Origin of the sequence: Methanosarcina sp. 1.H.A.2.2, assembly GCF_000979975.1 — an archaeon.
Taxonomy (GTDB): domain Archaea; phylum Halobacteriota; class Methanosarcinia; order Methanosarcinales; family Methanosarcinaceae; genus Methanosarcina.
This window is the reverse complement of record NZ_JJQL01000073.1, coordinates 32,867-54,261: the sequence shown is the minus strand read 5'-3', so window position 1 is coordinate 54,261 and position 21,395 is coordinate 32,867. Positions and strand designations below refer to the sequence as shown.

The 21,395-nt window shown below is 44.4% G+C and carries 14 protein-coding genes; 3 read left to right on the top strand and 11 right to left on the bottom strand.

Annotated features, from left to right (window positions below):
* From EO93_RS16570 to EO93_RS10870, 9 genes are all read right to left on the bottom strand, one after another.
* On the bottom strand, positions 1-715 hold a 715-nt coding region (locus tag EO93_RS16570; RefSeq protein WP_235284220.1), incomplete at its 3' end, for a fasciclin domain-containing protein.
* A gap of 743 nt (positions 716-1,458) precedes the next feature.
* A complete protein-coding gene (locus EO93_RS10910; RefSeq protein WP_048162548.1) occupies positions 1,459-3,429 on the bottom strand; it encodes a hypothetical protein in 1,971 nt (656 codons plus the stop codon).
* Entirely contained in the window at positions 3,410-4,906 is a 1,497-nt protein-coding gene (locus EO93_RS10905; RefSeq protein WP_048162547.1) for a hypothetical protein, read from the bottom strand. The genes EO93_RS10910 and EO93_RS10905 overlap by 20 nt, the downstream gene beginning before the upstream one ends.
* A complete protein-coding gene (locus EO93_RS10900) occupies positions 4,903-8,100 on the bottom strand; it encodes a tubulin-like doman-containing protein (protein WP_048162546.1) in 3,198 nt (1,065 codons plus the stop codon). Before EO93_RS10900 ends, EO93_RS10905 begins: the two co-directional genes overlap by 4 nt.
* Complete coding sequence (locus tag EO93_RS10895) at positions 8,097-8,825, bottom strand: hypothetical protein (protein ID WP_048131847.1); 729 nt, start codon at positions 8,823-8,825, stop codon at positions 8,097-8,099. Before EO93_RS10895 ends, EO93_RS10900 begins: the two co-directional genes overlap by 4 nt.
* A 928-nt stretch (positions 8,826-9,753) precedes the next feature.
* On the bottom strand, positions 9,754-10,152 hold the full coding sequence (locus EO93_RS10885; RefSeq protein ID WP_048139638.1) for a molybdopterin dinucleotide binding domain-containing protein: 399 nt from the start codon (positions 10,150-10,152) through the stop codon (positions 9,754-9,756).
* Complete coding sequence (locus EO93_RS10880) at positions 10,152-11,396, bottom strand: formylmethanofuran dehydrogenase subunit B (protein ID WP_048162544.1); 1,245 nt, start codon at positions 11,394-11,396, stop codon at positions 10,152-10,154. Before EO93_RS10880 ends, EO93_RS10885 begins: the two co-directional genes overlap by 1 nt.
* A 9-nt stretch (positions 11,397-11,405) precedes the next feature.
* Positions 11,406-11,870, bottom strand: a complete 465-nt coding sequence (locus EO93_RS10875; protein WP_048131855.1) for a (Fe-S)-binding protein — start codon at positions 11,868-11,870, stop codon at positions 11,406-11,408.
* Positions 11,871-12,347: 477 nt separating this feature from the next.
* Entirely contained in the window at positions 12,348-12,629 is a 282-nt protein-coding gene (locus EO93_RS10870; RefSeq protein WP_048131874.1) for a ferredoxin-thioredoxin reductase catalytic domain-containing protein, read from the bottom strand.
* Positions 12,630-13,672: 1,043 nt separating this feature from the next.
* Here EO93_RS10870 and hdrA2 point away from each other — a divergent pair.
* Positions 13,673-16,054 (top strand): CoB-CoM heterodisulfide reductase HdrA2, encoded by a 2,382-nt coding sequence (hdrA2, locus tag EO93_RS10865; protein WP_048162543.1) that lies wholly within the window; start codon positions 13,673-13,675, stop codon positions 16,052-16,054.
* Positions 16,051-17,550: a 4Fe-4S binding protein gene (locus EO93_RS10860; RefSeq protein WP_048162542.1), complete on the top strand. Its 1,500-nt coding sequence runs from the start codon at positions 16,051-16,053 to the stop codon at positions 17,548-17,550. Before hdrA2 ends, EO93_RS10860 begins: the two co-directional genes overlap by 4 nt.
* A gap of 169 nt (positions 17,551-17,719) precedes the next feature.
* Here the strand turns inward: EO93_RS10860 and EO93_RS10855 are convergent, their stop codons facing one another.
* Together EO93_RS10855 and EO93_RS10850 are read right to left on the bottom strand one after the other, a co-directional pair.
* The gene (locus tag EO93_RS10855) at positions 17,720-18,172 is read right to left on the bottom strand and encodes a universal stress protein (protein WP_048131861.1); all 453 of its coding nucleotides are present in this window, start codon (positions 18,170-18,172) and stop codon (positions 17,720-17,722) included.
* A 781-nt stretch (positions 18,173-18,953) separates the two neighbouring features.
* Positions 18,954-20,384 (bottom strand): PAS domain-containing sensor histidine kinase, encoded by a 1,431-nt coding sequence (locus EO93_RS10850; RefSeq protein ID WP_052735444.1) that lies wholly within the window; start codon positions 20,382-20,384, stop codon positions 18,954-18,956.
* Between the two features lie 279 nt (positions 20,385-20,663).
* Between EO93_RS10850 and EO93_RS17520 the strand changes: the two genes are divergently transcribed.
* The gene (locus EO93_RS17520) at positions 20,664-21,176 is read left to right on the top strand and encodes an MASE1 domain-containing protein (RefSeq protein ID WP_162198702.1); all 513 of its coding nucleotides are present in this window, start codon (positions 20,664-20,666) and stop codon (positions 21,174-21,176) included.
* Positions 21,177-21,395: the final 219 nt, after the last annotated feature.

The following is a 21,395-nucleotide window of genomic DNA, read 5'->3' as shown; positions in this document are numbered from 1 at the left end:
CTGCTGCCATCAGCCTCTCACCTGCAACGTGGTAGAGGAGGACGTTTGTCAATGCGTTTGTGTCGTTAAGGAGAGCTTCGACTGTTCCGTTGGGAAGCGCGTTAAAAGCCTCATCATTCGGAGCAAAGACGGTGTATGGTCCTTCTCCTTTCAGAGTGTCAGTAAGGTTTGCAGCCCCAATTGCTGCAAGAAGAGTCGTGAAGTTTCCAGCCTGAGTTGCGGTTTCAATTATGTCTGGAATCTGGGCTTCTGTTGAAATTCCAATCTTTACCAGATATTTTGCTTCTCCAAGGACCGGTTCTCCTCCTTCTTCAAGGGCGTACAGGAAGCTGACAGTGTCGCCTGCACTCACCGGGTTCATGCTTATGTCCGCAGTAGCCTGGACGCCATTTATTAAGATGAACCATTTCTCCCGGGTTTCATTGTTGTTCTGGTATCCTTCTATGCTTTCAAGTACGAAGGTCTTCTCGGGCATGTTCCCGTTCATTTCTCCGGCCATTTTCCCAAGGTCCGTTACCTTAAAATCAAGCCCCGTTGCGTAGAGTGCTCCCATGTCTGTGAAGTTGGAGATCTCATAGCTTGCAGAGGCGTTATTGCTCGGCACAAAGGTAAAGTTGCCTTCTTTGAGGACAACCGTGTCGTTATAGAGTTCCATAGCTGGATTTTCTTCATCCTGTGCCGAACCGGTACAGGTAGCTGCACTTAATAAAAACAAAATAATTAAAGCATAGGCTAAACTGGTTAATTCCGATCTAATCCGAATTCCCCCCTATTTTTCCCTTCAGCAGACCCTACTTCTATTATACTCTAGTCTATTAGATCTGAACCCCGTTTTTGTCTGGCTGAAGTTTTATTTCGTGTGAATAGGTATAACTTCCAATCTTATATATCATACAAAGAGTATTTGTATTTTCTTATTAATATTATATTATAATGAATAACAGCATTTTTATAAAAATTATTTTAAATCTTATAATAATAAGAGTCCTTTAATCCATCATCTGAGTATTCAGTTTTTTACCTGATTTTTCCTGGGGGGGAAAACCTCTTTCTCATCCACATTGAGGTTTAAAACTCCTATGTCTCCTTATTTGTCTTTTTCGGAAACAAGATACAACCCATATCTCAATAACAAATCTCAGTTTCAGGAAAAATCGAAAGAGGGATATAATAATTATTATTTTTTATTTGTCTCTAAAAAATAGCCTTCTAAAGTTGAAGAAAAGCCTGTAGAATATAAATTCAACACATGTTTTATATATAAATAAACTAAAAAAGAATCAAGCGGATTGGGTTTTGAATTCTACTTAAGGTAGCGTTGGATATAATTAAGTCAAGTTTAACTTATTTTATTCAGGGAGAACATTTTTAATTATGGTCCTCACATGGTCAGATACCGGGTATTACGGGGTTAAAGGTAATAATTTTCCGGGGAGGGTTCACAAGCCCTGTTCTCTTTTACGTCGTCTCGTTAACTTCTGTCGAGTTAACTTTTGTCAAATTTACTTCTGTTGAGTTAACTTCTGCTGAATTAACTTCTGTCGAGTTAACGTCTGTTGCATTACCCCCGGTCTCATTCACAATATCGCCAAGAATACTGTGGTCCTCCCAAATGCTTTCGTTTACACCGTTTTTGTTCTTATTAAAATTCGTATTTTCAAACTGAATCGTGAAAGGCAGTATACCTGTACTGTTATTTTCAGAGAATGTAACCGAAGGGATTTTCGGCTCCGGAAACGTTTTTAATAGAATCAGGAGCCCGACTATCACAATGAGTAAAAAACTGCAGGCATACTTAATTGTTTTTTTCACTTGTTGGGATTTTTTCATTTTTCGTTCTTTCAAATAATGCCGGCCCAGCCACTTATCCAGTTTTTGGACTTCATTTTCCCTCAATTTCAGAATAAAGTCATTGCCTGTAGGGTAATATGCATCACCTTTCAGGCCGTTCATGCCTGTGGCTCTTTCCGGGATCAGGGCTTCAAGCAGAACCTTTCCCCCTTCCCCCGGCATCTCCAGGGCATTAATTACGTACTTTAAGAAATCAATTTCATTAGAAGGGCTCAGATGTGCCAGCCCTTTTTTTACCCCGGTTTCAAAAGCTTCTTTCTCGCGCCGATTTCCATAAAAGGAGGCGCTTGCACACAGCCGAAGTAAAGCCGAATCATCCGGGCTTCCCTGCGACACATGAGATGCATTTTCCAGCAGCTGCATAAGTTCGGCAATGAAATTTTCATAAAAAATATTCTTTTCCAGGAAGTGCCGGTGTATCCTTATTTTCTGTTCCTGATCGTCAAGTCTCCGATACAGTTCCATAAGGAAAGCCTCAAGCCTTTTGTTATTTGCAGGCTGCACTTCCCCAAGCGCTGTGATTAAGTCCGCTGCAAGCTCTTCATCATGGATTATAACGAGATGGTCGGCCCGGTGTGTAGTGAGCAGTGCTTCTACAATTATCTTCAGGGCTTTCGGGTTTTTGCGGTACAGTCCAAAAAAGCTGTCCATTGCTCCGGAAGACGCAAAGGTGTCGATTGCTTCCGAAGCATTATTTTCAAGCAGGGATTCCAGGACTCGTTCGAAAAACTCTTCCCGGCCCCCGGAATTAGTTTGGAAATGTTTCTGAAAGTCCGGGTTTTCCACGAGCCGGGAGAAGCTTTCGTATAACAGTTCATAATAGCGTCCTGAGTATGAAGGCTGGCCGGGGTAAGGCCGGACTTCTCCTGATTCGAGATAGAAATCGGGGTCAGGTTCTCCAGGACTTACTGAGCTATCCACCGGAGACGGAGAGAGGGAGAGAGCAAAGCTGAAGTCCAGGAAATTTAAGGGGCTGAATTTTGAAATTAAGCTTCCAATAAAGGGAATCCCGTTTGAAAGGTCGGATGTCCTGACTGAAACCCTCTGTCCCGAGAGAAGTTTTCCTGCCGGATATGCAATGCTTTTTGTGGGGACGCCGGTTGTATGGATCCCCTCAAGGTCTCCTGCTTCCCAGAGGCCAAGCACCTGATATCTTATTGTTTCCAGGTTTTCTACATGGGATTTTGCCTCTCTGTAGAATCTTTTGATCAAGCCCATATCTGAAGTGGGAATCGAAGAGGAAGCGGGAGTGGAAATAGAAGTTGAAGCAGTAGAGGACGAGGAAGTGGAAATCGAAGTTGAAGCAGCAGAGGAAGAGAAAATAGAAGTGGTATCATAAGTTATCTCCTCCGGGGCATAACTTGCAATGAAGACAACCCTTTCTTCTCTCCCCCTCGTTATTTTTACAAGGAGACTGCAGCCGAGAAAAATTTCGCCTTTTCGGGTTTCAACGTACAGGGCGCTTCTTTTAATGTCCAGCTGTTTGGCAAGTTCGGCGTATTCTTCAAAGTTCTTATTTCCTGCAAGCAGCTTCCCGGTTGAATTGTATACCCCGAAATCAGGAGCCGAACTGTGCAATTTCTCTGACCCTCCAGGGATAAATCTGGGTAACCCTCTGATGTCCTTCAACCGTCATTCCTTCTTTTGAAAGCTGGGGGGGCAGCGTTGCATCCACACTAACAGTATATAAATAGACGGGGACCTTCTGGGCTCTGTGCCGGATCTCTCTGAAGGTATCCATTTTGCTCATGAGGTCATAGACTTCCTGTTCTATTTCCTGAGCTGCTTCCGAATCTTCTGAAATTTCGGACAGGTCCTTGAATTTATCAATTTTTGTTACCACAAGGGCGTATGACTTCTCACTTCCCAGGATATCAATAAGCCGCGAATAAAGCCCGAACAGCCGGGTCAATTCTTTTCTCCCTTCCTGCTGGTAATTAAGGAGGTAATCCCCATCCACCAGAAATATGATTTCTCCGGCAGTTTCCATTTTTTTGTAGATGGAGGCAAGAATTAAATTGTGGAATTCTCCCCTGAGTTCCTTTGCATAGTCTTTCTTCAGCAGTTCCAGAAAGCTGATTGTCCCTATTTGCCTGTAAATGGTATTCGCGTTAAAACGTTCAAGCTTTTCCGTCAGGTTTTGGACAGCTGAGGCGTATTTTTCGGGTTCGAGATCTTCTGTATATTCCCCACTGTAATCAACAAAGGAGAATTCTATCGGAATCGCTCCTTTTTTCCCGGATAACTCATACATTGCCATATCAGCACGGCCGGTGCTCTTTGGCATGTTTCCTGCTTCCAGTTCTGCCAGCATTGATTCGATTCTTAGCCTGTTTTCGTTCACTTTAGAGAGATTTCCCTGCATGTCATATGAAATAATAATTTCCCGGTGAGTGCCGTCGTAAAAATTAACAAAGTGGTTGTACAGGGCAAGCAGAAGAAGGGTTTTACCTGACCTCGAAGGCCCGTATACAAAGACCTCTGAAATTCGGATGTCGCTTATAAGTTTTGTTGACATCAACAGGGCAAGCACTACCAGAAGGGCAAAACCCAGATTTTTTGGCTCTTCTGCGCCGCTTTCGAATAACTGTTGAACCCTTTCAATAGAGAGGGGGGACATGAGTCCCAGCAGCTGGACGAAGAGGTATATCGCCAGGGCAAAAAAGAAGAGCCTGGACCCTGCCCTTGTATATCCTGTAAGTGTATTGAACCTGTTATTGTAAAGAGCCCGAAAGTCCAGCAGGCCTCCCGCCAGGAGACCAAAAAGCAAACCGTTTGTCTTTAAAACTCCCGGATAAAAAGAAAGAGTATAAAGGAAAGGCAAAAATGTCGCAAATAAAAAAAAACTTCCTTTCCTTGACTGTTCATGTAAAGCCAGCCCTAAAGCGCTTGTAATAAAAAATGCCGGCAAAAAACTCAGCAAAAACGCACCTATCCAGGAAGTTACCGGAAACTCGATCATCCTTGAAAACTTTAAAAAAAGGAAGGATAAAAGCAGGACAAAAGCTATTGCCAGCAGTTCAAAGAACAGTTTCCTGTTGCTGTGGATCCTCATTTTTCGAAGCCTCTCCCCTCATTTTTCAAGGCTTTTCTTATGCTTTTTTCCTCATACAGTTCGTTGATTCTTGCCCCTACGTTTATCCCTTTCTTTTCCAGGTTTGCCAGTTCTCCTGCTTCCTTCAGGTCAAAAAGAGCTTTTCGGGTCACGTATTTTCCTTCCTGGAGTTTCAGCACGTGGTGCAGCACGTTATCTTTCTTGTTTTCATATATCTCCCAGAAACCTCCCCCTGCGGTCAGGGGGGAGATATTGTCCAGGAAGCCTGTAGCTGAAAAGAAGGTCAGGGAAATATCCCACGGCCTTGTGTGATTGTGGGTGACAAGCCTGGCGTCATTGCTGTTGCTCAGGGCAAGGATTCCGTTTATTTCTTCTTTGATTGTATCAGCTATGGGTTCGCTTGCAATCCGGCTTGAGATGTATGAGGACCTGGAAGAAACAACCAGGGCGGCTTTTCCTAAATTCCAGCGCTCGGTGGTGTTTATCGGGATCATCAAGTTGTGGATCCCGAGTTTATAGTTTTCTATCAGATTTTTGTAAGTAACCAGTATTTCGTTAATGAGTTTGTCAAGTTCGCGTTTCCCGCCCTCGTCCCAGTCAAGGTCCTTCATATCGGAACTTGCGTCAATCAGGGAGAGGATTTTGGGGTTTACGTCCCCGAATTTTGTCATGTAAAGGCTGCTGAAGGTCTTGCTGCCCGAATTTTTAATGTTACTGATCTTTGTGAAATCTTCATAAAATTTCTCATAGTAACGGTTCAGGTCTCTCCTGTAAACAATTGTTTCTTCGGTCAGGTCCTCGAGCTTCTCAAGCATAGCGGAAAGGGTATTTTTCTCCCCCAGGCTCTCTTCCAGCGTCTGGAAATCTGCTTCAACTCCCTTCAGCTTCCCGAAATAGTCTTCTTTTTGCAGGTATTTCCGGGTCAAAATCTCCCTTAACAGGCTTCTTAGTTTTGGCCTGTCTCCGGACTTAAACACCTGCTCGATTTCATCAATATCGACGTCTTTTTCGTCAAGGTCGGGGAAAAAGGAATGCAGGATCGTGTTTTTTAGTTCTTCGGATTTTTTATTGTGGTTTTCACTCAGGAAATTTTCGTGGACAAAAAGCTCGAAGGGAGCATTTATCCGGACGTACTCCTTTCCGGATGTTTTGATATAATCTTCCATGCTCCGCTTCTGCGCTTCAAACTTTCTGAGAGCCTTTTTTTGATTGCCCTTTATGGCTCCTATCATTTTCTCTTTAAATCCGCCTTTTTTAGTTCTGTCGATCCTGTATTCATAGTAATAGTAGAGGGCAATTGATTCTACGAGCCTGGAAAGGGCTGAGAGGTCCAGTTCGAGTTCATGAGAGAAGGTATCGATTTCTCTCTGGAGTTCAGGGACCCCTGACAGACGCAGCCAGCTATCTTTGTCTCCGCTTTTAATATTTCCTGCTTTAAAATTGCTGACAAATAAGTCAATTTTTGTTTTCAGGCTCTGCTCATGTTCCTGAATACTTTTTAATTTCTTTTTCTGGACAAAGTACTGTTCAAGGTCTCTATCATTATCGTTTAACGTCTTGTCAATAGCCTTTTCAACCCTGGACTGCAGTTGTTTGAGGGAAACCTGCTCAGCCTGTTTACTTTCAATTCCGGCTTTTGCTTCCAGGCTCTCTTCTTTGAGGCTTCTGGCTTTTGCATTTAAGCGGTCGACAACGGATACAAGCTCCTGTTTGCCTTTGAGGACATTGATGAGCACACCTCTTGCAGCTTCCTCTTCGATGCCTGCAACCCGTTTGAAAAGCTTTGCTGTGTCTTCGATGCCTGAAAGAGCCTCAGGAATTAGCCTAAATAGCTTTTTGTCGTTTTCATCTTTTAATTCGTCTTCCTTTACGCTGCTGGTAAAAGCTTTTACCTTTGAGATGAATTCCAGAAGATTGTCATAGCTGGTGATTTTTTCGATCCCGCTATCCGATGAGATGTTGTTCTGTATATAAAATTCGACAGCTTCAGGGCTCTGGTAATTGAGGAGTTTTCCAATTTCGTTTTTGCAGATTTTTTCGACGTTTCCATATTCCTTTCTAATAAAGTCGGAATCCATCTTTGTGGGAGGCATTTCTTTGAACTGATCGAAATTGTCCAGCAGGGCTTTTACAGCCCGGTTTATTTCTTTTCTGGCAGTAGTGATATTTTCGAGTTCCAGGATGATTTCTTCATATTGTTTTTTCAGGATTTTGAGCTCTTCTACCGGGTACTCAATTATATGGGCATCTGCAAAAATAAACGAGGAATAAAGGCTTTTTGAGTCGCTGAGGTTAATATCCCCTTTTTCTATATGGAATAAATTTGTCAGGATGTGGGGAAACATGGCGTCGAATTCATGCACTTCCAGCCGCGCCTCTTCTCCTTTTTTATAGCCTGTAGGCCCAAGGGAGGTCAGGATTACATAGTTGAAAAGCCTCTCGTTCAAATTCAGGTATTCGAGTTCTGTAAGTGCAATTGCTGCGTTTAACTGCTCCTTTTCCCCTTCTTTTGTCGTGGGGATTACCGCAAAGAGCCAGATCTGGGTAGCCTCTCCTCTCAGAGCCCGGATATATCGGGCAAGGTCGATAAACATCCCTGACCCTGTGCCGCCCCCAAGCCCTACAATGATTGCCGTCGTCCCGGTATTCGGAAAGGTAGGAAACCCGCTTGCTTGCCCCTGGCTCAGGACTTTATAAAAAATTGCCTTTGAAATCGCCCTTCTCCGGTGCACGCCTCCACCAAAATCATCAATCAAAAAGGGGTCGATTGTCCTCAGTTCCTCAAAACTCAGGCCAAAGTCTCCCTCGTCGTTCAACCACCAGGTCTTAACAGCGGGATCCGATTTCCTGTCCTTTATCTTTGTTGCGACCTCCCGGCTTGCCAGGTCAGAGACCTGGTTTATGTTTGCCAGGGCAGGAAGGTAATAGTATTGGTATTCAATATTCCCTCTGGCTCCTATCTCATGAATCCCAGCCTTGATCTCGCTTCTTTGCACTTCATCTTCGACTTTTTCATTTGCGTCCGTATCCATGGTGTAGATCCGGAGCCGCCTGCCTGAGGCAAGGTAATTGCCAAGGATCCATTCGTGGTTGCAGATTTCCCTGCACAGGCGTTTTCCACAGCCCCCAATCCCCACAATGGTCAGGTCCGTAGGGAGCTGCAGTGCAGAATAAGTACTTTCCCTTGCGTTCATTCCTCTTCCTCCTCTCCGGAATTGCCAGTTCTTACCCCCAGTATAAAGCTCACAGCCGCAATGCCAAGCCCGGCGATCACATAGCCCCAGTTAAAAGAATTTTCTTTTTTCTTGATTAAATAGTCCGCAATTTTGTTTGCCTCGGTGACAAGTCCCCTGTCGAACATGTCCTGCAGGTACACAGCAAAAAAAGAGTCGTCGATGAGCGTCAATTTCTGTCTGAACGCTTCAATTTCGGGAACCGAAATCGCAAACGTGCGAGTATCACTTTCTTTTATGGAGTTGCCTTCTTCATCGGTCAACCGGATCCTGTAGTGGGCATATCCTGTACGCTTCGGGTTGTATTTTACAAGGGTAAGCTTTTCGTACTGCTTGACTTCAGTAATTTCGGGGACCTGGCCTTTTAGCTGGACAACGATTTTGTTCTGTCCGTCTTCAACGGGAAGCACAAAGTGGCTTTCATTGCTTTGAAGGTCCAGGTCCGTAAAATTGTATATCGGCTGGTCGTCATATTTCATCAGGTCCGTATCAAAATAGATATAATCCGCAGCAGCTGGAATGCTGCTAATTGTCAGGACGCCGCTGATTACCTGTTTTTCCTCAACTTCTGCCGGCAGTTCCCCTTCCACCTGGACCTGGCTTGCCGATGCAAGCCCCGAAAGTATGAACTGAAAAAAAAATAGAAAACATAACGTTGTCACGTAGGCCTTATGACCTGCTCTCATACTCGATACCCCCTCTAAAAAATATAATGATACGATCTAAAACCCTATTCAATGTATTCATGTAGCAATAAATAACTTTTTTTTTAAGAATTTTTATAAAGAAACATTGATATAAATTCAATTCTGTTTAGCTGAATTATTCTATTGATTTGAATCGAAATAAAAGAGTATATTTTGCTTTCAAGGAGTTTTGTCTTCAAGGAGTTTTGTCTTCAAGGAGTTTTGTCTTCAAGAAGGCTGCATCTCATACGAGGCACAATATACAGGATATATTCGAGAAATATTGGTACAGTAATATTACGGTGAGATCAAGGACTTTGCCATTCTTTCAACCGGATCAAAAAAATAGAGAAACCTGAACTTGAAAAACTCTTGGGAACGCCTGAAAACTCTCCAGAGGGGGGTCAGCAGGAAACAGAAGGGTTGAAACTGAAGGGTTGAAACAGAAGGGTTGAAACAGAAAGGTTCTAAAAACCGGAAAAAAGCTGTCAGATACCCCTTTTGCTCTGAATTTCTCTCAACCTTTTTTTCCCAAGCTCAACAATATTCATCAGTTCCTTATACTCATTTTCGGAAATCATACTTCCGGAAGATAGGATTTTTATAAAACTCCCATCCGAATACAGTAAGACTCCGTCCCAGGAAGTGAAATGCAGGCCTGAGAGGTACTCACATGGAAGCTCCCATTTAGGGGTTACATTTTCAAAACCTTGAAAATGGTATGAAATAATTCCGTTTTTTAAATGAGGGGTAAATTTCAGGATCACAGTAGCCGTGTTTTCACCTCATAAAACCTCAGCAGGAAACCCGTTAAATCTTTAGATTTAGCGGGTAGTTGACATGGTGATCATAGAAAGCACTAAAAGGGCAGGGTAAAAAGAAAATTTCCGTTTTTAAGGTCCCTGGGGAACCTTATAAAAAAGGAATTTTAAAAACCTATTTCGGTTACTTTTTCTCCTTTTGCACTGGTAACGGTTGCAGAGATGTCTTTAAATTTTGGGATCCCCGTACCGCCTGTTTCATCCGAGACCAGCATATTGGACCAGGGGCTGTTGGGCATATACGCAATGCCCCTGTGAGAGGGCTCGTATCCGGATTCTTCAGCTCTTACCACAATCGTTCCGAAAGAGTTTTTCAGGACTACAGTGTCGCCTTTTTTCACGCTCAACTGCTTGAGGTCGGCAGGGTCCAGTTTTATGACGGCAGAGCGGTCTCTGTAATCGTCTCCAAAACGGTTTTCGATCATCGCCTTGTCCTGGAAGATGTCCCTGTACGTTATAACCTTGACCTTTATTTCAGGGGCTTTAAGAAAAGATCCGAAATCCATCAGAGGGCCTCCATTATCTTCTTGAGAACTGCTTCATCCGAAAGACGGGTTGTCTCCACAACAGGTTTGAAGTTTACTTTAACCCCGTCCATACGCGTGGCACTCCCTCCTGACTCCACCCCGCTGATTGCAGTGTTGATATAGACCTTTGCACTTCTGGAGGTAAGGGTTTCGCAGGGGTCCAATGAGATGACGGGAATTTCAAGCAGGTTCTTTGCAACGGACCTGGGCAGGCTTGAAAGCGGATCCGAACCGATGATAAGGGCGGCATCCACAGTTTTAGTTTTCAGAGATTCAACGATTGAATATTCGGGCCCGTGCTTCACAGTACCGTCTTCAAACTTTACACTGTTTACATGCCCTGTTTCTTCAAAGAGGTTTTCATTAAAGCCCCGCATGTTGTAGTGCCCCACCATAGGTATCAGGTGGAAATTTGCTTTTTCGTTCAGGGCATCCATGAGCCGGATAAGGGGTTCAAGGTTTTCCAGGGAGTAGACCAGGCCAAGCCCTACAAAGACCACGCCGAATTTTGCCCCTTTCAGGATATTCGCCAGTTCAAGAATTCTTTTAGGGGGGAAGTTGTAGGATGTTTTCGGAAGCTTTCCGGAAAGCCCTGCAATCAGAGCGTCGATGAACTCGGCATCTCCTCCCGGAGGGATCTGGAAGAAATAGTTCCCGCAGATCTTTGCGGTATGGGATTTCCGGACATCTATTGCAATTGCTGTCCTTTCCTCTTCCCAGCCCCGCTGCTTTTCAGTTCCCCTTGGGAAATAGGAATGTTTCGAAAGGTGACGGGGGTGAGAGTCCGATGGGTCTGCCCCCCAGAAAATAGTAACATCGGCTTTATTTCTTACATCATCAAGAGTACATACCTTGAACTTGTTTTGAAGGAGAGCTTCAACCACACGTCCCTGGCAAAATGAGGAAGTATCGTCAAGGGTTGCACTGGTTTTTTTTGCAAGCTCGATTGCAAGTTTCTGGGTCTCATTGGTAGAAGTCCCAAGCCCGAAAATCAGGGGGTTTTTTGCATTCTTCAGGATAGCTGCAGCCTCACTGATTGCCGTTGCTTCATCTACAGGCTTATCGTCGACCCGAAAAACTGCACTTTCCCGGCCTTCTTTCATGTGGGCTACGCCTACCCTGCAGGCGGTATAGACCTTGTTTACTATGTTCTTTTCAGACTCGACCTCGATATCGTCGCAGAGCATTCCGCAGCCTGTGCATACGTAATAATTTTTCTCCATCCTCTCACCTCACACAAACTCGATAGCCTCTACAGGGCAGGTTACTATACAGCCGTTACAGAGGATCTTGTTCTTTCCGAATCTGCGGCACTCCCCCACATTCTGGGCTTTGACAATTCCGTCTTCGATGGTCAGGATCAGTTTACTGGCGCTCTTTGGAGCATTGCCCGAACCGACGCCGTAAGGGTCATTTGCAACATTGACAGGGCAGGCAACCACACAGTTTCCGCAACCAAAACAGAGGTCTTCATGCACTATAAGTCCTGTTTCGGTTGCTCCTTCCGACGGCTTGAAGAGGCCGCTGATCTTTTCGTAGCTTTCTTTGTATTTGGTTTCCTCTTTCAGGGGCGGGCAGTCTTCAGGGGTCAGCTCGCGGGCCATAAGGGCAACTGCAAACGCCATACAGGAGGTTTTTCCACATTTTTTGCAGTTAGTCTTTGGAAGCATCTGATAGAGTTCCATTGCATTTGTCATTCCAGGTCACCCTTGAGTCAAATTTATCCTATTGTTAATTTATTAAAGAGATAGCAGGTCAATACCACACCAGGTCAATAGTGTTATGTACAGGCCAATAGTGTGAACCGGAAATTTCTTATTGAAGAATATCCGGTTTGAAAGAAACGCTGTTCAAGAATCTTGAGTGTCTAAGAGCATTGAAGTACAATGTCAATAGATTCAGTTAAAGAGATGAATGTAATCAACCTTAAACTATTGCTTTTTAATTCTCAATGTTAATTTTAATTTGCAGTGTTAACAGCCTTCAGAGACTCCAGGCTCTCAAATAAGGTTCTTGCCTTCTGCAGGCTGAAAGACAGGCATTTCAACTTAAGTGAAAAGATTGGAGTGAGGCTGGAAGAGGACAAAAAGTATTTATATAAATTGTCCCCTCCCGCCTTCGCTAATAGTATTTAAAGCTCGTTTTAGGAGCAGGTCTGGCAGAACAAAGTCAGATCAGGAAGGCTTAAAGAAAAGTTCACAGTGGCAGTTCCCGTCTCTTTCAATTTCATCTTTATGATAGATACAGGGACAAACTATCTTTTTATCCTCGTTCTCGTCCCCGGTTACTATCCTGCAAGGACAATAGCGCCTCCCGAACTTTTCAACCCTTGAAGCAAGCCCGTCAAGAACGTAATCAAGAGCTTCTTTATCCGGGTTAAGCCTGTAGCCTGCTTTGCTTGCGTATTTTTCTGTCCATTCATACATCTTATCTTTTACTTCATCATGTTCACTCATGTAGAGTTCCCTCCTGTTTTTGTAAGAGTGATACTGGTTATTTGTGAGAAGGTCATACACGGAAATATTATTAGAGAGTCAGGTGCATTCCTGTTCTTGCACAATTGCCGTAGATATGTCTCACATCCAGGTTTCTTAAGAATTATTTTAAACACCTGCTCACAGGAAATTCCCGCATACATAATAAATTATTAAGTAACAATTCGGCACTGACTGATAGATTACGAATTAAGTTCTCAAACTATAAAATCAATTGGTGAGCATCATAATCTTCGATAAGCCAGTCTGAGGTTATCCGATTAAATTAACCGGATTCTTTCCCGGGAACTTAAACACGGGCTTTAACAGGAATCCGAAAGTTAATATATATACAACCATTATATCTGAATATAAATATAATACGTCTTATATTAATAGCGTGGTAAATATGCCTTCAAAATAACGGATTAAACAGATTGTACTCAGGTTAAATAGCTCATCATACAGTATTAAATGATGTAGTGTAAAAAATGATGTAGTGTAAAACTATTCTGCTTATCCGGGCGCAGGACTGGGGTTACCATATAATGAGATTACAGTTGCCTTGAAATATTTCTGCTCTTGCCTGCAATGAGGCTGAAGGAAGGCAAACCCGGAAAACAAATGGAATAATTACACTAAAGGCTACTGAGTCTGAATTCTCTCTAATAGGGCTGCCGGTCAGAGGCTCAGAAAACTTTTACAAAATAAAGGTTTTGATTTTGTACAAAACGACTACATTTTTATCCTGTTTGAGGGAAAATTTATATTGAGATTTATAAAACACAAAGTCCACAAATGCCCGGAAAGCTTAAAAAAGCCTTTACAGGTTCGTGCAAAAAATTCGCTGAACCAGGGCTACACAGGACCTTACTTATTCTGCACTGGCGGAAATCATATGCAGGAAAGCTTTCCGAAATTATAATTCTTAAATTTTAACTTATAACTTATATACTAATACACATCAAAAAATATATCAGAACTCGATCTCTAAGAATATTCATAGATATAAGGAGTTAACAAGCATGCGAATCGGAGTCTACATTTGCCATTGCGGACTGAATATTGCGGGAGTAATTGATGTTTCAGCCCTTGAGGAAATGGCGAATAAACTGGAAGATGTGGTGCTTTCCCGGGATGTACAGTTTTTATGTTCCGATTCCGGACAGGAAGGCATCATTAAGGATATAAAAGATTACAAGATCGACAGGGTTGTGGTAGCTGCCTGTTCCCCCAGGCTGCACGAAAAAACCTTCAGGCATGTCATGGAAAAAGCCGACCTTAACCCTTACCTTATGGAAATGGTAAACATAAGGGAGCAGTGCTCCTGGGTGCATGCGGACGACCCGCAGATGGCAACCCAGAAAGCTTTTGACCTGATACGGATGGGGGTTGCAAAAGCCCGGTTCCTCAGGGAACTGAGTGCAACAAGCTCAAAAGCCAGCAGAAATGTCCTTGTCATAGGTGGAGGGGTTGCAGGAATCGAATCAGCTTTAAACCTTGCAGGAGCCGGTTTTCCCGTAATCATGGTAGAGAGGGAGTCTACAATCGGGGGCAAAATGGCCCTGATGAATGAAGTATTCCCAACAAATGACTGCTCTATCTGCGTGCTTGCCCCCAAAATGACGGAAGTCCAGAACCACCCGAATATTACTCTTTACACATATTCCGAAATTACCGATATTTCAGGTTCGGTCGGAAAATTCCACGTTAAAGTCAAACGTAAACCAAGATTCGTGATTGAAGACAAATGCAAGGGCTGCGTTGACCTCTGTGCCGGGGTTTGTCCCGTAGAAATCGAAAACCCCATGAATTACGGGATTGGAAAGACCCGGGCTATCTATATGCCAATCCCCCAGTCCGTCCCGCAGGTAGTACTCATTGACCCTGACCACTGTGTGGGCTGCGGGCTCTGCCAGCAGGCATGTCCTGCAGAAGCTGTGGATTATGAACAGAAGCCCGAGGAAATTGAATTCGAAGCAGGAGCCGTAATCGTTTCTACAGGCTACCAGCTCTTTGACGCCTCCAGGAAAAAGGAGTACGGGTTTGGGAAATACCCCGATGTCATAACGAATATGCAGCTTGAAAGGATGCTGAACTCAGCAGGACCCACAGGCGGAAGAGTCCCTGTGCCTTCTACCGGCAAGCCCCCAAAGAGTGTTGCATTTATCCAGTGTGTGGGGTCAAGGGACAAAACCGTAGGCAACGAACACTGTTCAAGGGTCTGCTGCATGGCAGCTCTCAAGAATTCCCAGATGATCAAGGAGCGTTACCCTGATACCGATATTACGATCCACTACATAGATATCCGGGCTGCAGGGGAGATGTACGAAGAATATTACAACAGAACCCAGGGAATGGGCGTTGACTTCATCCGCGGAAAGGTTGCCGAGGTCTATGCCGGCGAAGACGGAAGGCCGGTTGTACGTTACGAAAATACCCTTGAGTCCAGGGTTGAAGAAGAAGCCCATGACCTTGTTGTGCTTTCCACGGGCTACGAGCCCAGCAAGGCCGCAGAGGGAATTGGCAGAATGCTTAATCTTTCGAGGCGGCCTGACCGCTTCTTTGCAAGTGCCCACCCGAAAATGCGCCCTGTAGATGCACCGGTAAGCGGGGTTTTCCTTGCAGGCTGCGCCTCGGGTCCCAAAGAAATCCAGGTCTCCATAGCCCAGGGCAGTGCCTGTGCTTCCAAAGTTATGCAGCTCCTTGGCACGGGCGAACTTGAAGCCGACCCCATGGGCGCTCATGTTGACACGGAAAAGTGCATAGGTTGCAAGACCTGTGTGGAAGTCTGCAAGTTCGGAAAGATCAGCATTGTCGACAAAAAAGCTGTTGTGGACGAGGTATCCTGTTACGGTTGCGGGGACTGCAGTGCAGCATGCCCTGTAGGGGCAATTCAGATGAGGAACTTTGAAAACGAGCAGATCCTTGCGCAGGTCCGGGCTGCAACCGCCCATAAGTCCCAGAGCCCCTTTGTTGTGGCTTTCCTCTGTAACTGGTGCAGTTATGCCTGTGCAGACCTGACAGGGATGTCGAGGATCCATTACCCGACAAACATCAGGGTCATCCGTACCATGTGTTCTGCAAGGGTAAACCCGGAATTCGTGCTTGAAGCCTTAAAAGGCGGAGCTGATGGGGTGCTTGTTGCGGGGTGCAGGATGGATGAATGCCACTACATTCACGGAAACTTTGATGCGAAAAAACGTATGGATGTCTTAAAAGAAATCATAAAGGAAATAGGGCTTGACCCGAAAAGGCTCAGGACCCTCTGGATCTCGGCTGCCGAAGGGGAACGTTTCTCGAACACTATCACCGAGTTTGTAAAGGAACTCAAAGAAATAGGGCCCATAGGGACCGAACTCAAGCGGGAATGTACGGGAACCGGACAGGAGGAGGTGGTACAGTGAGCGAGAAACATCCCGAAGAGTGCCCAGAACAGGAAACTCACGTATGCGGTGGGTGCTGCTGCGGAGCCGGAGAAAACGAAAAGCCCGACACCGGTGAAAATGAATCAGGGAAATTTGAGTCTGAAGAATCCGGATCAGAGGAATTCGAATTAGAGGAAAAGGAAGTAGCAGTGTCCGGAGAAGGTGAAGGTGAAAACCAGGAAAAGATCACGGTTACAACCAGCATGGACCTGCAGGGGACCCATTTCCTCTATACGCAGGCGACTGAGAAGTCCCTCAAGACCCTCGATTACGACTACAAGCGCTGCAACGGCTGTGGGATCTGTGTGGAGATCTGCCCCACAAAAGCCCTTGAACTGGGCCCCATGCATGAGATTGCAACCGGGCTTGATGCCCCTCCTGTGATGATGGACCTTGATAAATGCACCTTCTGCAGGATGTGCTCAAACCTCTGCCCTGTGCACGCCATTTCCTTCGAAGCCGTGGGAGAGGTCCCTGATGAAAAGCAGTATCCAAAATATGATACATATGTAAATATCAACGAGAAATGTCTCCCCTGCCTCCTCTGTGAGGGAGCCTGTCCGCAGGATGCAATAGAGGTTGAGTTCACCTTCCCGAAAAAAGAAGAGATTGCTCCCTTTAAGGAAGGATTAGAGGGTGAAATCGAAATCGATACTGAAAAATGTAACTTCTGCGGGATCTGTGCCCGGTTCTGTGACGCTTTTCTCCTGCTTGAGCGAGAACCTACTCCTGAGAACCCTGTACCTTTTGAGCAGATCCTTGTTGATACGGACAAATGTGACTACTGTGTGCTCTGCCAGGACATCTGCCCGGAAGAGGCAATAAAGGTTAAAGGGGAGCGCCCCTGCGAAGCCCCGAAGGTGGAAGGCAAAGTTAAGGTTGACGAGCTGAAATGCACGCAGTGTGCCCGCTGCCAGGCTGTCTGCCCCTACGAAGCTGTTGACCTGCAAAAGCCCATGGAAGGGAAACTGAGCCTTATTGAGCTTAATCTGAAAGAGTGCGATCCCCAGGGCTGCCGCGGCTGCTTCAACGTCTGCCCCTCGGAACTCTGGTACGTGCCGACAGACCCTGAAGACCCGCGAAAGATTGCTTTTGCCGAAGATTTCTGCATGTACTGCGGGGCCTGCGTGAAAGCCTGCCACCTTGCAGCCATAAAAGTAGAAAGATCTGATGTCCACCACACAGAGATCCCGGATACACCTTGGGCTGCCCAGTGGAGGGATGCAATCGAGTCCCTGAAGACAGGAATCAGGAAAGGAGTTGACCGGGCCGTCTTCAGAGAGACTGAAACCCTCAAAGCCCAGAAGTTTATGGGCATAGAGTTCCCATGCACCGATGAGGAAACACTTGCAGCCGTTCAGGCAAAAATCGATTCACTCATGCCTGCCCTTAAGAGTGCGAAGGTCAGGAAACTCTGGGAAACCGACTCTCCGGAAAACGCCTCTGCAGCCGTGAAAAAGAAAATGGAAAGCTGAATTGAAAGCAGAAGGGAAGGCTGAATTGAAAGCTGAATGAAGTTAAAAGGCAATCGCCTGCCAGGCTAACAGAAGGAATACAAAAGAAGGGCGGCTGAAGAAAAACCGATTGATGCAGATGCAGAAGACAAAAACCTGAGGCTGAATGGTATTTTTCTGGATCTCAGCCTCAGGCCCTGCACTTTTCACTTATAATCATTACCGGTACCTTGCAGTGCCGGACAACATTTTCTGCCACACTGCCGAGCAGCAGCCTGTCCAGCCCTGTCTTGCCGAGAGTTCCCATAACAACAATATCCATCTCATTCTCTTCGGCATAACGGATCAGTTCGGTAGCCGGATGCCCTTCAAGCAGGATGGGCTTCACATCGACCCCTTCCATCTCTCCTGCTCTTTTTACATAACTAACGGCCGCATGTCCTTCTTTTTTCAGGGCTTCATTCATCCTTTCCCAGTCAAAATCCACAGCCATTGACGAGAAATAATCCGTGGACACCACATATACAGCATAAACAGTCCCCCTGTTCAAACGGGCAAGCTCTATCGCATTGTTAGCAGCCATCCTGGAACAGACCGAACCGTCGGTTGCAATCATTATTTTCTTGAAACTAGCGACTCCCATCAAACAACACCCAATTACACTATGTGCCTGTAAGAAATATAATTGCATCGGGGTTTAGAGGATGGAACGAAATCATGAAATAAAGAAATAAATAACGAAAATAAAGAATAAAAGAAAGAATAAAAGAATAAAAGAAAGAATAAAAAAGAAAGAAAGTAAAAAAGAAAAGAGTGAAGGAACAGAAGACAGGGAAGAGAGAACGAAATTAATTATTACAGGAAGTTTTGATTAACGACAAAACTATACTTCTATATATGGGAGGAAATTATTGTATAATTTATGGAAGACTCACCCAAGAATTCCCCCTCCACCTGGAAACAAAATGTTCTATTTTTGAAAGATCGTGAAGTAAATCCTGATATATTGATTGGAGTATTGATGCATTTATTCCTTATTCTTTGCCTGATCATTTTACTATACCTGTTAGCAAAACAGTTCCTGTTAATTCACTAAGTAAATTCTCCCTGAGCTAAAGACTCAGGGTTTTCCTGCTGAGGGTTTATGAAACTGTACCGGCGCAGATTCAGAAAAGGTCTGCCTCCAGTCTCCTTCCGCAGGCCGTGTCTCATGGCGTCTGGGTTGATGATGGACAAGACGCTTGAAAAATTGGGGGCGCAACTTTAGAAGTTTCTGATGGAGTTTGCGGCTCCGGTGCCTTATGCGTTGATTTTGCTGGATTGAATGGGGAAATCCCGAACCGGCGTTTCCATTTTTGCTTCGGTAGATAAGGGGTGCCGGGGTTTCTATTGGCTCTCAGGCACCAGGGCTCTCACCGGTGGTGTCAGCTGAGTTGCAGCTCGGTAGGGCTTTGAAGTGGGAGGCTGAAACCGAAGATACTGTACTTTCCGTATTCACTTTTGACCCAAACATCTCCTCCATGGAGTTCAACCAGTTTCTTGACAAGGGATAGGCCCAGTCCTGTGCCTTCAGGCTTCTTTTCAGTGTACCTTTCAGTGGACCCCTCAACCTGGGAAAAAGGTTTGAAAAGTTTTGGCAGGTCTTCTTCCTTTATTCCCATGCCTTCATCTTCAACCTCGAATTGCATAAACTCTTCAACTACTCTGACTCTTACGGTAATGTTTCCCCCCTCAATGGAAAATTTGTTTGCATTCCCTATGAGGTTGTACAGTATCTGCTTTAACTTACCACTGTCCGCTTCCAAAATACCAACATCATGTTCTATGTCGGTGCTGATAGTTATTCCCCTGCCGCTTGCAGCCGGCCTCATAACTTCTGTGATCTCCCTGACTATCAGGGGGACCGAGACCTTCTCATACTGGAGTTCCATCTTTCCGGCTTCTGCTTTTGATAAGTCAAGGATGTCATTGATGAGGCCGAGCAGATGCTTACCGCTTATGGATATATTTTTTGCATACTTCATTTGTTTTTCATTTAAGGGTCCTGCGTAGTTCTCGATAAGCAGATCGGAAAACCCAATGATCGCATTAAGAGGCGTTCGAATTTCATGGCTCATACCTGCCAGGAATTTGCTTTTAGCAGTGTTTGAAGCCTCAGCAAGTTCCTTTGCTTCCAGAAGAGTATGCTCCATTCTTTTCCTCTCGGTAAGGTCTATTTCCATGGAGAAGATCTCAAACTGGTCTTCAGGTACCTGGACAGCCGAATAGCTGGAAAATACAGGGATTTTTTCCTCCTTCTTCGTTAAAAAAGTACTTTCCGATGCACTGACATAAGTCCTATCTTTTTGCATGGAACCGATGATCTTTAAAAAATCATTTTTATTTTCATAGGGGACTATAAGCTCAGTCAGTTTCTTCCCCATGGCTTCATTTTTGGGATACCCATACATTTTTTCGCTTGCAATGTTCCAGTAAATTACAGTACAATCCGGATCAAAGCCCTGGACAGCAACCTCCGGTACATTGTCAATAAAATTCTGAAATTTTAGTTCACATAGGTAAAGTTTTTTCTCCTGAACTTTAACAGTTCTCAAAAGACCTACCTGCCTGTTGAGAACCATATATACGATATTGGCAATCAGAAGAACCAGAATAAATGTAAGTGCCTTAATAAAAGTTACATCACCGGGAGTGAGTCCGGTTACAAGGACACTTTCAAGCCAATTTGCAATATACAACCAGGCACGATAAAGGACTAGAAAAAAAAGCAAAATTGTTGTCACAGCTACAGAATATGGTTTTGCGAACCATTCCTTTAGCCGTAGTGGGTCCATGTCCTCTTGATCGCTTTTCATTGCCATAACTCCCGGTAATGCAATTTACGAAAAATAATGAATCTCCGCCGTGCTGATAAAAATTTGTTCTATTTTGCTGCAGTTATGTTATATACTAAAAATGTTATATATGTTTATGCCATTTTTATATATGTTTATTCCATTACCAGTACCCCTTTCAGAGGACTAGCTACATCTCAATTATGTCATAAAATTAAAGGAGAGTCTATAATTCCCGATATAGAGTCAGTATCAACTCATCTGAATATTTTTCTTTTCCTGATACTGGTAAATTCACTTTTGTCAAGATTTGCAGTTGTAACCTCTCCTATCTCACCTGCGCCCGGCGTATCCAGTATGTATTTTGCAGTCGCTTTTATGATCGTTTTTGCTCTCTGGTATGGAATATGGGGAGGGCTTTCTGCCTATCTTGGCTGTATGATAGGAGCAGGAATCCTTGCGGATATGCCCCTTTCATTAAATGTTGTATGGTCACTTGCTGATCTCTGGCAGGTCCTTATACCCCTGACGGCTTTTGCGTACTTCAGGGTTAACATAAGGCTAAGAACAAAACGGGACATGGGGATTTTCCTTTTGTTCGGGTGTCTGCTTAACAACTTTATCGGTGCGATGTGGGGTGCCTTAATGATCGTCAGGGAAGGTATGGTCCCATGGACGGAATTTTTTGTGACATTTGAAGGATGGTTCGTTGGCAATGTTGTTACTACATTGGTAATTGTACCATTTTGCCTCAAGTACATCACTCCATATATCCAGCAGACAAAATCTTACGTCCATAATTACTGGATCTGATTATTAGAGTAAGTATGAAAAGAGATATATTGAGAGCTTAAGAATGTGGTCCGAAATAGGTAAAAAATAACAAAGTAAGAATTAAATATCGCATTGGTCCTCGGTTAAGGAATTTTCTTTCCCGAGAGCTATCGATTTTGCACCAGAAGCCTGCCTTAAGTTTTGGCCTCTTTATATGAAATCGATACCCAGTTCTGGTCTACAATTGGATCAAATATT

What these genes read in the sequence shown, in the direction of transcription:
- EO93_RS10905 (WP_048162547.1), bottom strand. Translation starts at nt 4,906, where the DNA reads ATGAGGATCCACAGCAACAGGAAACTGTTCTTTGAACTGCTGGCAATA.
- EO93_RS10900 (WP_048162546.1), bottom strand. Translation starts at nt 8,100, where the DNA reads ATGAACGCAAGGGAAAGTACTTATTCTGCACTGCAGCTCCCTACGGAC.
- EO93_RS10895 (WP_048131847.1), bottom strand. Translation starts at nt 8,825, where the DNA reads ATGAGAGCAGGTCATAAGGCCTACGTGACAACGTTATGTTTTCTATTT.
- EO93_RS10885 (WP_048139638.1), bottom strand. Translation starts at nt 10,152, where the DNA reads ATGGATTTCGGATCTTTTCTTAAAGCCCCTGAAATAAAGGTCAAGGTT.
- EO93_RS10880 (WP_048162544.1), bottom strand. Translation starts at nt 11,396, where the DNA reads ATGGAGAAAAATTATTACGTATGCACAGGCTGCGGAATGCTCTGCGAC.
- EO93_RS10875 (WP_048131855.1), bottom strand. Translation starts at nt 11,870, where the DNA reads ATGACAAATGCAATGGAACTCTATCAGATGCTTCCAAAGACTAACTGC.
- EO93_RS10870 (WP_048131874.1), bottom strand. Translation starts at nt 12,629, where the DNA reads ATGAGTGAACATGATGAAGTAAAAGATAAGATGTATGAATGGACAGAA.
- hdrA2 (WP_048162543.1), top strand. Translation starts at nt 13,673, where the DNA reads ATGCGAATCGGAGTCTACATTTGCCATTGCGGACTGAATATTGCGGGA.
- EO93_RS10855 (WP_048131861.1), bottom strand. Translation starts at nt 18,172, where the DNA reads ATGGGAGTCGCTAGTTTCAAGAAAATAATGATTGCAACCGACGGTTCG.
- EO93_RS10850 (WP_052735444.1), bottom strand. Translation starts at nt 20,384, where the DNA reads ATGAAAAGCGATCAAGAGGACATGGACCCACTACGGCTAAAGGAATGG.